Source organism: Ruegeria sp. BE1, assembly GCF_056538885.1.
In genome coordinates this window covers 678686-690579 of record NZ_JBQFTY010000002.1, presented here as the reverse complement: position 1 = coordinate 690579, position 11894 = coordinate 678686, and the positions used below count along the sequence as shown (strand labels likewise).

The following is an 11894-nucleotide window of genomic DNA, read 5'->3' as shown; positions in this document are numbered from 1 at the left end:
ACCGCGCCCGGCGTCATTCCGCAATCAGGACGTTACGGCAATGGCAAAGGCCCTATTTGAACCTATCCAGAAGCTTTTGCATGGCCGACCTGTCGTCAACTTCGGGTTCCGGCTCTGATTTAGGGGCTGTTTTTTTGGCCTCGGCCTGTGTTTTGGAAGACCGGGGTGGGGCGGTGCGCAGGGCGACCGCGTTCATGAACTTGCCGCCGTCGCCGTCGGCCAGATGGCCAGCGCCATCCGAGACACCGCGCAGCACATCGTCCAGCCAATCAGCATCGGCCTTGGCAAAATCGCCCAAGACATAGGGCGAAACCATCTCTTTTCGCCCCGGATGACCGATCCCCAAACGTACCCGGTCATAGGCGGGGCTGATATGCTCATGGATCGACCGCAGCCCGTTATGCCCTGCATGCCCGCCACCCGCCTTGACGCGCACCTTGCCGGGGGCAAGGTCGAGCTCGTCATGAAAAACGGTCACATCGGTCGAGTCCAGCTTGTAGAACCGCATCGCCTCGCCCACGGCCTGGCCCGAGCGGTTCATGAAGGTTTGCGGCTTGATCAGCAGGACCTTTTCGCCGCCCAGACGCCCCTCGGCGATTTCGGCCTGAAACTTTGATTTCCAGGGGCTGAACCCGTGATCCTCGGCAATGCGGTCCACAGCCATAAAGCCAATATTGTGCCGGTTGCGGGCGTATTTTGATCCCGGGTTCCCCAATCCGACAAACAGTTTCATGGTCTCGTCCTTGTATGCTGCAGCAGGTTGATGCCACGGAACGCGCCCGGTTTCCAGCGTAGGCGGCAAAAGAAAACGGGGCCCGAAAAGGCCCCGTTTCAAACACCAGACGCTGTGTCCGGGTTTATTCTTCGGCTTCTTCCTGGCCGACGACTTCAACCTCGTCTGCGGCCACTTCTTCGCCTTCTTCATCGTCGCTGGTCGACAGGCCAGTCGGCGCCGACACGTTCGCGATTACGAAGTCACGGTCGATGGTCGGCTTGGTGCCTTCGGGCAGATCAACCGACGAAATGGTGGCAACGTCGTTGATCTCCATGCCGGTCAGATCGATGGTGATCTTCTCAGGAATGTCACCGGCGGTGCAGACCAGTTCAACCTCGGGACGGACAACAGTCAGAACGCCGCCCTTCTTGATGCCGGGCGCTTCTTCTTCGTTGATGAACTCAACAGGGATGAACAGCGCGATCTTGGTGGTCCGGCGCAGGCGCATCAGATCCAGGTGGGTCGGCAGGTCTTTGACAACGTCACGCTGAACGTCGCGGCAGATGACGCGAACGTCTTCGTGGCCTTCAACCTTCAGGTTCCACAGGGTCGACTTGAACCGGCCCGCTTTCAGGCGCTTGAACAGGACGTTGAACGGAATATTGATCGGCAGCGGATCTTTGTCGCCACCAAAAACAATGCCCGGAACCATGCCGTCGCGGCGTGCTTGACGAGCGGCGCCCTTGCCTGTCCCCGTCCGTTCCAGAGCTACGAGATCAGGAATCTCACCAGCCATGATAAATCTCCAAATGTTAGGGCGGGCATCCTCCAAGGCTGTATGCCCGCGTGAAGCCGCGTCCTTAGCTTGATTCACCGGATTTGGAAAGGGCTTTTTAGAGCCAAGCTTTTTTGCGAGGCTCTGCCTCGCGCTCCGGGATATTTGGGGCCAGATGAATGAAGGATCCCATGCTTCATCTGGCCGAAAATATCCCGGGGGAGTCGCCCGGAACGGGCGGCGGGGGCAGAGCCCCCATTTTGCGGCGCTACTTCTGCCAGCGGCCTCCGAAATCTTCGGGGACCAGCAGGTTGTGCCGGCCAAGGCCGTTCACGTCGCGCTCACCACACAGGGCCATTGTCGTGTCCAGTTCTTTCTGGATGACGTCAAGCGCGGTGGTGACGCCCTTTTGCCCCATGGCGCCCAGACCATAGACAAAGGCGCGGCCGATATAGGTACCTTTTGCGCCCAGCGCCAAAGCTTTCAGAACGTCCTGACCGGACCGGATGCCGCTGTCGAGATGGACCTCGATATCGCCCCCCACCGCGTCCATGATTTCCGGCAACATCCGGATTGAGCTGAGCGCGCCGTCCAGTTGCCGCCCTCCGTGGTTCGAAACGACGATTGCGTCGGCCCCAAGCTTGGCGGCCATTTTCGCATCTTCGGCATCCAGAATACCTTTGAGGATGACCTTGCCGCCCCATTGCTCCATCAGCTTTTCAACCTTGGCCCAATCCAGACTGGGGTCGAACTGTTCCGCTGTCCAGGCCCCCAGTGACGAGGCGTCCGAGATGCCATCCACATGGCCGACGATATTGCCGAATTCGCGCCGATGCGCGCCCAGCATCTCGATCCCCCAGGCCCATTTGGTCATCAGGTTTGCGATGGTTTTTGGGGTCAGTTTTGGTGGTGCAGACAGGCCGTTTTTCAGGTCTTTGTGCCGTTGCCCAAGGATTTGCAGGTCCAGTGTAATGACCAAAGCCGAACATTTTGCATCCTTGGCGCGCTGGATCAGGCGGCTGACGTAATCGGTGTCCTTCATGGTATAAAGCTGGAACCAGAAGGGCTTGGACGTGTGCTCGGCCACATCCTCGATCGAGTTGATGGACATGGTGGACAGCGTAAAGGGCACGCCGAACTCTTCAGCGGCTTTGGCGGCCTTCATCTCACCATCCGCGTGCTGCATGCCGGTCAGACCCACTGGGGCCAGCGCCACAGGCATCGAGACATCCTGACCGATCATTTGCGATGCTGTTGAACGCCCGGCCATGTCCACCGCAACCCGTTGGCGTAGGCGGATGTCTGAAAAATCCGAGCTGTTATCGCGGAAGGTCTGCTCGGTCCAGCTGCCACTTTCGGCATAATCGTAAAACATCCGGGGCACGCGGCGTTCGTAAATGCGGCGGAGGTCTTCGATTGTCGTGATAACAGCCATGTTTTGACGCCTTTGTATTTTTGGTCAGTTTTTCACGCCAATTTCTAACATGACAGGGGCCCACGTCCAGTGACCAAAAAAAACCGCAGCAGGCCTATGCCGTGCTGCGGTTCGAAAAACACTCGGATACCGAGGGATTAGGCGGAATGCGCACCGTCTGAAAGAGATTTTACAAAGTCCAGAACCTCGGGCACTGGTTTGCCCGCCGCGATCTGGCTGACAATCGCAGATCCGACAACAGCTCCGTCCGCGACGCTTGCTATTGCCCTGGATTTTTCGGGCGTGTTGATGCCGAACCCGACGATCACGGGCAGGTCTGTGGCGGATTTGATCCGGGCCACTTCGGGGCCGACATTTGTGGCCTGCGCTTCGGCGGCACCTGTGATACCGGTGATCGAGACATAATAGACAAAGCCCGACGTGTTCTGCAGCACGCGGGGCAGGCGTTTGTCATCCGTTGTAGGTGTCGCAAGGCGGATAAAGTTCAGACCGGCGGCCTGAGCAGGCAAGCACAGTTCGTCATCTTCTTCCGGCGGCAGATCGACAACAATCAACCCGTCGATCCCGGCAGCTTTGGCGTCGGCCAGAAAGGTATCGACGCCACGGCTGTAGATCGGGTTGTAATAGCCCATCAGTACAATCGGGGTGGTGTCGTCGGTCTCACGAAACGCGCGGGCCAGATCGAGTGTGCGCTGCAAGGTCATGCCGCCGTCCAGTGCGCGTTGCCCTGCGGCCTGAATGGTTGGGCCATCCGCCATCGGATCTGTAAAGGGCAGGCCCAGTTCGATCACGTCAACACCGGCAGCAGGCAGACCCTTTACAATCTCAAGCGAAGTGTCGAAATCTGGGTCGCCCGCCATGATATAGGCGACAAAGGCTTTTTTCCCGTCGGCCTTCAGGGCGGCGAACTTGGCGTCGATACGTGTCATCAGCTATCCTTGCAATCGGCTTTGGACCTGATGTGCAGTACCTTTGGCCGGAAATCAATCCCGACCGGTCAGATTGGCCTAGAACCCCAGATGATAGCGCAGGAACAGGGCATTGGCACCGGGATTGAAGCTTTCGGTGCTGGCGTTCGACAGGTGGGTGACCGCCAGCGAGACCTTGTTGCCGCTGTCCAGAGTGTACCCTACGCCCAAAAGGCTGCGAATCTGAAAATTGCCGCCCAGATCGTTGTCATCATTCGAGGCGTTGTAATAGCCGGGCATCACGCTGAGTTCGGCAAACCAACGATCCGAGAACGCATAGACCCCGATAAGACCCGCCCCAATATGGGTGTCTCCATCCGTATCCACAGTCAGGGCTGTGCCCCAGCCGGCGCTAAAGCGGCTGGCCTGATGAAAGGGGCTGTGCTGGTATTCCAGTGAAAAGATCGCCTGATCCTCACCATTGCTATTCGAGAAATCTGCATAACCCGCGCCAAAAACGACGGATTGCGCTTGTGCAACTGAGGCGCCAAGCAAAAGGGCGGTGGTCAGGAAAAGGGATTTCATTTCTGGGTCTTCTCGTTGTCGCGATCTTTCTGATACTTGGGTACGATGGGTGGGGTGGCACAACTCACGCAAGTGCAAATTCGGTCACAGAATGGTTATGTTGCAAAACCGACTCAGGCGGTTTGTGACGCTCGGGTTGCGCATTTCACCCAACCTGCCTAGAAGACGCCGTCATATCGTTTCAGGAGGCCATGATGGGCTTTAAAATGGGAATCGTGGGTCTGCCGAATGTGGGGAAATCGACCCTGTTCAATGCGCTGACCAAAACCGCTGCCGCGCAGGCGGCGAATTTCCCGTTCTGCACCATTGAACCCAATGTGGGCGACGTGGCCGTACCTGACGACCGGCTGGACAAACTGGCCGCGATTGCGTCATCCAAGCAGATCATTCCCACGCGTATGACCTTTGTGGATATTGCCGGTCTGGTGAAGGGGGCCTCGAAAGGCGAAGGTCTGGGGAACCAGTTCCTTGCCAATATCCGTGAGACGGACGCGATTGCCCATGTGTTGCGCTGTTTCGAAGACGGTGACGTGACCCATGTGGATGGCCGCGTGGACCCGGTGGCCGATGCCGACACGATCGAGACCGAGCTGATGCTGGCCGATCTGGAAAGCATCGAAAAGCGCCGCGCCAATCTGGTGCGCAAGCTCAAGGGCAATGACAAAGAGGCGCAGCAGCAGGACCGTCTGCTGGCCACCGCGCAAGAGATGCTGGAAAACGGCAAACCCGCGCGCTTGGTTGAGGTCTCGGACGAGGACGCCAAGGCGTGGAAGATGCTGCAGTTGCTGACCACCAAGCCGGTGCTTTACGTCTGCAACGTGTCCGAAGAAGAAGCCGCCGAGGGCAATGAATACTCGGCCAAGGTCGCCGAAATGGCCGCGGCGCAGGGCAATTCCCACGTCATTATCAGCGCCAAGATCGAAGAAGAGATCAGTCTGTTGGAAGACGACGAGGCCGAGATGTTCCTGACCGAAATGGGTCTGGAAGAACCCGGCCTCGACCGTCTGATCCGCGCCGGTTACGACCTGCTCAAGCTGGAAACCTATTTCACCGTCGGCCCGAAAGAGGCCCGTGCCTGGACCATCCGCACCGGCACCGCCGCGCCGCAGGCCGCTGGCGTGATCCACGGTGATTTCGAAAAGGGCTTCATCCGCGCCGAGACCATCGCCTATGACGACTATATCGCCGCCAATGGCGAGCAGGGCGCGAAAGAGGCGGGCAAGATGCGGGCCGAGGGCAAAGGCTACATCGTCAAGGACGGCGATGTGATGCACTTCTTGTTCAATACCTGACACCAACCGTGCTCTGACGGTTCGCAATACTGGTTCTACATAGTCTGGACAGATGCGGTTTGGCATATATGTCTTATGCCGGGCCGCTGTTCTTTGCGGTTGCTGCAGAACCTGTTGGAGACTTTAAGTATGTCAGACGCCCCCGGGCTCACACCTCCTATTTCGTGGTCCACGCGGCTTGGGTTTCTTTTGCTGGTCATGGGCGGCGGCATTCTGATCGGCACAGTAACAGCGCCGGGCGCTTGGTATGCGGGTCTTGCCAAGCCTGTTTTCAATCCTCCGAACTGGGTTTTCGGACCGGTCTGGACCGTTCTGTACCTCCTGATCGCCATGGTTGGATGGCGGTTATTCACGTGGGATCGGGGAAGCTTGCTGATGAAGCTTTGGTGGGCGCAGATGGGGTTGAATTTCCTTTGGTCTCCGGCGTTTTTTGTCCTGCATCTGCCGTGGCTTGCTTTCGCTATTATCGTGTCGCTTTTCGCCGTGATAACGGGATTGATACTCGGACTTTGGCACAGGGATCGGGGGGCGGCGCTTGCGTTCATACCTTATTTGGCTTGGGTCGCTTTTGCCACAGCGCTCAATTTTGCGATTGCGGTCCTCAACTGATTGTCGTGCGGAGCCACAGCACCTCTTTTTACGCAAAGGTTATGCGGCTAGGGTTTGGGCCGGACATGCACCGGGAACTGTAAGACGTGATCGAAATCCGCGACCTTCAACTGCTCAGCGCGCTTGCGCGGCACAGACATTTTGCCAAGGCGGCCGAGGAATGCGGGATTTCGCAGCCGGCCTTTTCGATGCGCATCCGGAACCTTGAGGATCGGCTGGGCGTTTCAATCGTGCGCCGGGCCAACCGCTTTCAAGGTCTGACCGAAGAAGGCGAGATGATCGTCCAGCGGGCGCGGCGTATCCTGGATGACACCAAAGCGCTGGAACAGCAGGTTCTGGCGGCCAAGGGCGAGATCACAGGCACGCTGATGCTGGGTGTGATTCCCACAGCCATTGCCTTTACCGGACGCCTGATCAAACGGCTGCGGGACGCGCATCCGCGCATTGTGACCCGGATCGAAACCATGTCCGCCAGCGCGATCCAGCATCGTCTGGATGAGGGCAGTCTGGATGCGGGCATCACCTATGGTGACAGTATCGGCCGGGATTTGCGTCAGGTTCAGCCCCTGTACGAAGAGACTTATGTTCTGCTGGCCCCGGCGCATATGATCGACAGCCCGGACCCTATCCCATGGGCCCGCGTCGCGGATTTCCCGCTCAGCCTGCTTGAGCCTCAGATGCAGAATCGCCGTATTCTGGACCGGATATTCGCGGAACAAGGGCTGCATCCCGATGTTGTGGCGGAAACCAGCGGCTTTACCGCCTCGATGGTGATGGCGCGCGAAGGGTTGGCGGCCACGGTGGTCCCGCGCGTCTTGGTGCGGGCGCTGGGCGATCTGAAGGGGACCAAAGCGCTGTCTTTGGTCGATCCGGTGGTCAGCAAACCCATTTGTCTGGCCACTTTGACCCGCGACCCGGAGCTGCCCACAATCGAGGCGCTGCGCGCTGTTGTCGCCTCATTGCGCTGATAAGTTTTCTTTATCGTGCGATTGAGATATGCGATTTGACGATATGCTACTCTGATGAGAAAGAGTCGACTCTCATACGGAGGAAAGCATGGCACCCTTGGACACCAAGCCATCCGACGCAAAACAAGGCGTTTGGAAGTCAGGTAAAGGCAAAGGACGGCACACACCAAAAGGCCGTCAATTCACAGATCAGGCACAGGCCGACATTCTTGGTCTGCTGGGCGACCGCCCGCGTCGCCGTGATCTGCTGATCGAATTTCTGCATTTGATTCAGGATGAATACGGCCATATCAGCGCCGATCACATCGCAGCACTTGCGGTCGAGATGCGGATTGGCCAGGCCGAGATTTATGAGACGGCGACCTTCTATGCCCATTTCGATGTGGTGAAAGAAGATGAGGTGCCTCCGCCCGCGCTGACCATCCGTGTGTGTGATTCGCTGTCGTGTGAAATGGCCGGTGCCCAGCAACTGCAAAAGGCGCTGGAAGACGGGCTTGATCGGTCGCAGGTGCGTGTCCTCCGCGCGCCCTGCATGGGCCGCTGCGATACCGCTCCGGTTTTGGAGATCGGGCACAACCATATCGACCACGCGACCCCTGAAAAGGTGCAGGCCGCAATTGCTGCCGATGACACCCATGCCCATGTGCCGGACTACGAAGCCTTTGCCGCCTATGAGGCCAACGGCGGTTACGCCAAGCTGAAAGAGCTGCGCGAAGGCGGCGATTGGGAGAAGGTGCAGGAAGACGTTCTGTCCTCGGGCCTGCGCGGTCTGGGCGGCGCTGGCTTCCCGTCGGGCAAGAAATGGGGCTTTGTTCGCATGAACGAAGGCACCCGTTATCTGGCCGTGAATGGTGATGAGGGCGAGCCCGGCACGTTCAAAGATCGCTATTATCTGGAACGCACGCCGCATGTATTTCTTGAGGGCATGTTGATCGCCGCCTGGGCGGTCGAGGCACAAACCTGCTTCATCTATATGCGCGACGAATATCCGGCGGTTCTGGAAATCCTGCGCCGCGAGATTGCCGCGCTGGAAGAGGCCGGAATTGTTGAGCCCGGCTATATCGATCTGCGCCGGGGGGCTGGTGCCTATATCTGCGGCGAAGAATCCGCGATGATTGAATCGATCGAAGGCAAAAAGGGCCTGCCGCGTCACCGTCCTCCGTTCGTGGCGCAGGTTGGGGTCTTTAACCGCCCGACCTTGGTGCACAATGTCGAGACGCTGTACTGGGTGTCGAAGATTTGCCGCGAAGGGCCGGAATGCCTCAACAGCACTGAAAAGAACGGCCGCAAGGGTCTGCGCAGCTATTCGGTCTCCGGACGCGTGGCGCAGCCCGGTGTTTACCTGCTGCCTGCTGGGTCGACCATTCTGGACGTGATTGATGCCGCTGGCGGTATGGCCGAAGGGCAGACCTTCAAGGCGTATCAGCCGGGTGGGCCGTCCTCGGGTCTGTTGCCTGCGTCGATGGACGATATTCCGCTGGATTTCGACACGCTGCAACCGCATGGCACCTTCATCGGCTCGGCCGCTGTGGTGGTTCTGTCCGATCAGGACACCGCCCGCGATGCGGCGCTGAACATGCTGCGGTTTTTCGAAGATGAAAGCTGCGGCCAGTGTACGCCCTGCCGTGCTGGCTGCGAAAAGGCGGTGAAACTGATGCAGGCAGACAAGTGGGACACCGATCTGCTGGAAGACCTGTGTCAGGTCATGGGCGATGCCTCGATCTGTGGCCTGGGGCAAGCGGCCCCGAATCCGATCCGCCTAGTCATTAAACACTTCGCTGACGAAATCTGAGGGGAGACAGAGCCATGCTAGACGCAAGCCCAAACAAGACCGTCACCTTCAACCTGAACGGCGAAGATGTCACCGTGCCCGAGGGCTGGACCATCTGGGAAGCCGCGAAAGGCCAAGGGTTCACCATCCCGCACCTGTGCCACAAACCGCAGCCGGGTTATCGCCCCGATGGCAACTGCCGCGCCTGTATGGTTGAGGTGGAAGGCGAGCGTACTCTGGTCGCGTCGTGCATCCGTCCGGCCGCAGACGGTATGGTTGTGAAAACCGACAGTGACCGCGCTGAGAAATCGCGTGCCATGGTCATGGAACTGCTGGTCGCGGATCAGCCCGAAGAGGCGCACGACACTTCCAGCCATTTCTGGGATATGGCGAAGCTGAACGATGTCAGCGAAAGCCGGTTCCCGGCGAAAGAGGCCGAGAAAATCCCGCTGCTGGATGACAGCCACGTAGCGATGCGCGTCAATCTGGACGCCTGCATCAACTGTAACCTCTGCGTCCGCGCCTGCCGCGAGGTGCAGGTGAATGACGTGATCGGCATGGCCGGTCGTGGTCACACGGCGCAGGTGGTTTTCGACCAGAACGACCCGATGGGCGATTCAACCTGTGTCGCTTGTGGCGAATGTGTTCAGGCCTGCCCCACCGGCGCCCTGATGCCCGCCACCGTTTTGGACGACCAGCAAAAGGGCGACAGCAAGGATTACGACTCTGAGACCGAAAGTGTCTGCCCGTTCTGCGGTGTGGGCTGTAAGGTCTCGCTGAAGGTCAAGGACGGCAAGGTCAAATATGTCGAAGGCATCAACGGCCCCGCCAACGAAGGCCGACTGTGCGTCAAAGGCCGGTTCGGCTTTGACTATATCCACCACCCGCACCGCCTGACCAAGCCGCTGATCCGGCGCGAGGACGCCCCCGAAAAGGGTCTGAACGTCGATCCCGCGAACCTGTCGACCCATTTCCGCGAAGCGACATGGGAAGAGGCGATGGACCTTGCGGCTTCCAAATTGGTGGCCCTGCGCGACGAAGATCCGCGCAGTGTTGCGGGCTTTGGCTCGGCCAAATGCACCAACGAAGAAGCCTATCTGTTCCAGAAGTTCATCCGCCAGGGCTTCCGCCACAACAATGTCGACCACTGCACCCGTCTGTGCCACGCGTCGTCCGTGGCCGCGCTGATTGAAAACGTCGGCTCGGGCGCGGTGACGGCTGCGTTCAATGACATCAAGGACGCCGACGTGGCGATCATCATCGGGTCGAACCCGATTGAAAACCACCCCGTTGCGGCCACCTATTTCAAGCAGTTCGCCAAGCGCGGCGGCAAGCTGATCGTGATGGACCCGCGCGGTGTTGGCATGCGCAAGTTCGCTGACGAAATGCTGCAGTTCCGTCCGGGCGCGGATGTGTCGATGCTCAACGCGATCATGAACGTGATTGTCGAGGAAGAGCTCTATGACAGCCAGTACATCCACCGCTGGACCGAGAACTGGGAGGCCGAGAAAGAGCATCTGCGCCAGTTCACACCCGAGGCGATGGCCCCGATCTGTGGCATCGAACCCGAACAGCTGCGCCGCGTCGCGCGCATCTTTGCGCAGGCCAAGGCCGGTCTGATCTTCTGGGGCATGGGCGTCAGCCAGCACATCCACGGCACCGACAATTCGCGTTGCCTGATCAGCCTTGCTCTGATGACCGGCAACGTTGGTAAACCCGGCGCGGGTCTGCACCCGCTGCGCGGTCAGAACAACGTGCAGGGGGCCTCGGACGCGGGTCTGATCCCGATGTTCCTGCCGGATTACCAGACCGTGACGGACGATGGCATTCGCGCCAAGTTCAACGAGGTCTGGAACTCGGACGACTTCTCGAACGAGAAGGGCCTGACGGTGACCGAGATCATCGATCAAGCCTATCAGGGCAACATCAAGGGCATGTACATCATGGGTGAAAATCCGGCCATGTCTGACCCGGATGTGAACCATGCTCGTGACGCGCTGGCCAAGCTGGACCTGATGATCGTGCAGGACATCTTCCTGACCGAGACGGCGAACTATGCCGACATCATCCTGCCCGCTTCGGCGCTGTATGAGAAGAACGGCACCGTGTCGAACACCAACCGTCAGGTCCAGCGGGTACGTCCGGCCGTGACACCTCCGGGTGAGGCGCGCGAGGATTGGGCGATTACCGTTGAACTGGCGCAGCGCATCGGTCTGAACTGGGATTACACAGATGTATCTCAGGTGTTCGATGAGATGAAACTGACGATGAACTCGCTCAACAACATCACATGGGACCGCCTGAAGACCGAGACGATCACCTATCCGTCTCTGTCGGAAACTGATCCCGGTCAGTCCATCGTGTTTGGTGACGGTTTCCCGCGCGCGGACGGCAAGGCCAAGTTCACCCCGGCCAGCGTCATCCCGCCCGATGAGGCCCCGGATGACGAATACCCGATGATCGCCACCACCGGCCGTCAGCTGGAACATTGGCACACCGGGTCGATGACCCGCCGGTCCAACGTTCTGGACGCGGTTGAGCCCGAGGCGAACTGCTCGATGAACCCGCGGACCCTGAAATTGATGGGGATCGAGCCGGGTGAGATGATCCGTTTGACCACCCGTCGCGGCTCGATCGAGATCATGGTGCGCGCCGACCGGGCGATTGCCGAGGATATGGTGTTCATCCCGTTTGCCTATGTCGAGGCGGCGGCGAATATCCTGACCAACTCGGCCATCGACCCCTATGGCAAAATCCCCGAGTTCAAATTCTCGGCGATCCGGGTCGAAAAGATCGAAGACGCCATCGCGGCAGAATAACTCTGAAAAGGCGGCCC

General features: G+C 59.1%; 10 protein-coding genes. 5 read left to right on the top strand and 5 right to left on the bottom strand.

Annotated elements, in window-relative coordinates; all coding sequences use genetic code 11:
• Positions 1-52 precede the first annotated feature (52 nt).
• The 5 genes from pth to ACR0J5_RS09665 all read right to left on the bottom strand — a co-directional run bounded on the left by pth (position 53) and on the right by ACR0J5_RS09665 (position 4418).
• Complete coding sequence (pth, locus tag ACR0J5_RS09685; RefSeq protein ID WP_480652727.1) at positions 53-733, bottom strand: aminoacyl-tRNA hydrolase; 681 nt, start codon at positions 731-733, stop codon at positions 53-55.
• Positions 734-857: 124 nt separating this feature from the next.
• Positions 858-1511, bottom strand: a complete 654-nt coding sequence (locus ACR0J5_RS09680) for a 50S ribosomal protein L25/general stress protein Ctc (protein ID WP_480652725.1) — start codon at positions 1509-1511, stop codon at positions 858-860.
• 247 nt (positions 1512-1758) lie between these two features.
• Positions 1759-2925: an alpha-hydroxy acid oxidase gene (locus ACR0J5_RS09675; protein ID WP_480652723.1), complete on the bottom strand. Its 1167-nt coding sequence runs from the start codon at positions 2923-2925 to the stop codon at positions 1759-1761.
• 137 nt (positions 2926-3062) lie between these two features.
• Complete coding sequence (gene trpA, locus ACR0J5_RS09670) at positions 3063-3854, bottom strand: tryptophan synthase subunit alpha (protein WP_480652721.1); 792 nt, start codon at positions 3852-3854, stop codon at positions 3063-3065.
• 78 nt (positions 3855-3932) lie between these two features.
• Entirely contained in the window at positions 3933-4418 is a 486-nt protein-coding gene (locus ACR0J5_RS09665; RefSeq protein ID WP_480652720.1) for an acyloxyacyl hydrolase, read from the bottom strand.
• A 194-nt stretch (positions 4419-4612) separates the two neighbouring features.
• On the opposite strand from ACR0J5_RS09665, the gene ychF reads away from it, so the two are divergent.
• The 5 genes from ychF (at position 4613) to fdhF (ending at position 11877) form a co-directional block, all read left to right on the top strand.
• The gene (gene ychF, locus ACR0J5_RS09660) at positions 4613-5710 is read left to right on the top strand and encodes a redox-regulated ATPase YchF (protein ID WP_480652718.1); all 1098 of its coding nucleotides are present in this window, start codon (positions 4613-4615) and stop codon (positions 5708-5710) included.
• Between the two features lie 129 nt (positions 5711-5839).
• A complete protein-coding gene (locus tag ACR0J5_RS09655) occupies positions 5840-6319 on the top strand; it encodes a TspO/MBR family protein (protein WP_480652716.1) in 480 nt (159 codons plus the stop codon).
• A gap of 86 nt (positions 6320-6405) precedes the next feature.
• On the top strand, positions 6406-7287 hold the full coding sequence (locus tag ACR0J5_RS09650) for a LysR family transcriptional regulator (protein ID WP_480652714.1): 882 nt from the start codon (positions 6406-6408) through the stop codon (positions 7285-7287).
• Between the two features lie 88 nt (positions 7288-7375).
• On the top strand, positions 7376-9079 hold the full coding sequence (locus ACR0J5_RS09645) for an NAD(P)H-dependent oxidoreductase subunit E (RefSeq protein ID WP_480652712.1): 1704 nt from the start codon (positions 7376-7378) through the stop codon (positions 9077-9079).
• Positions 9080-9093: 14 nt separating this feature from the next.
• Entirely contained in the window at positions 9094-11877 is a 2784-nt protein-coding gene (fdhF, locus tag ACR0J5_RS09640) for a formate dehydrogenase subunit alpha (protein WP_480652710.1), read from the top strand.
• Positions 11878-11894: the final 17 nt, after the last annotated feature.

Bases quoted from the DNA above. Each gene is read 5' to 3' on its own strand.
- ACR0J5_RS09675 (WP_480652723.1), bottom strand. From the start codon at position 2,925: ATGGCTGTTATCACGACAATCGAAGACCTCCGCCGCATTTACGAACGC.
- fdhF (WP_480652710.1), top strand. From the start codon at position 9,094: ATGCTAGACGCAAGCCCAAACAAGACCGTCACCTTCAACCTGAACGGC.
- ACR0J5_RS09665 (WP_480652720.1), bottom strand. From the start codon at position 4,418: ATGAAATCCCTTTTCCTGACCACCGCCCTTTTGCTTGGCGCCTCAGTT.
- ychF (WP_480652718.1), top strand. From the start codon at position 4,613: ATGGGCTTTAAAATGGGAATCGTGGGTCTGCCGAATGTGGGGAAATCG.
- ACR0J5_RS09645 (WP_480652712.1), top strand. From the start codon at position 7,376: ATGGCACCCTTGGACACCAAGCCATCCGACGCAAAACAAGGCGTTTGG.
- ACR0J5_RS09655 (WP_480652716.1), top strand. From the start codon at position 5,840: ATGTCAGACGCCCCCGGGCTCACACCTCCTATTTCGTGGTCCACGCGG.
- pth (WP_480652727.1), bottom strand. From the start codon at position 733: ATGAAACTGTTTGTCGGATTGGGGAACCCGGGATCAAAATACGCCCGC.
- ACR0J5_RS09680 (WP_480652725.1), bottom strand. From the start codon at position 1,511: ATGGCTGGTGAGATTCCTGATCTCGTAGCTCTGGAACGGACGGGGACA.
- trpA (WP_480652721.1), bottom strand. From the start codon at position 3,854: ATGACACGTATCGACGCCAAGTTCGCCGCCCTGAAGGCCGACGGGAAA.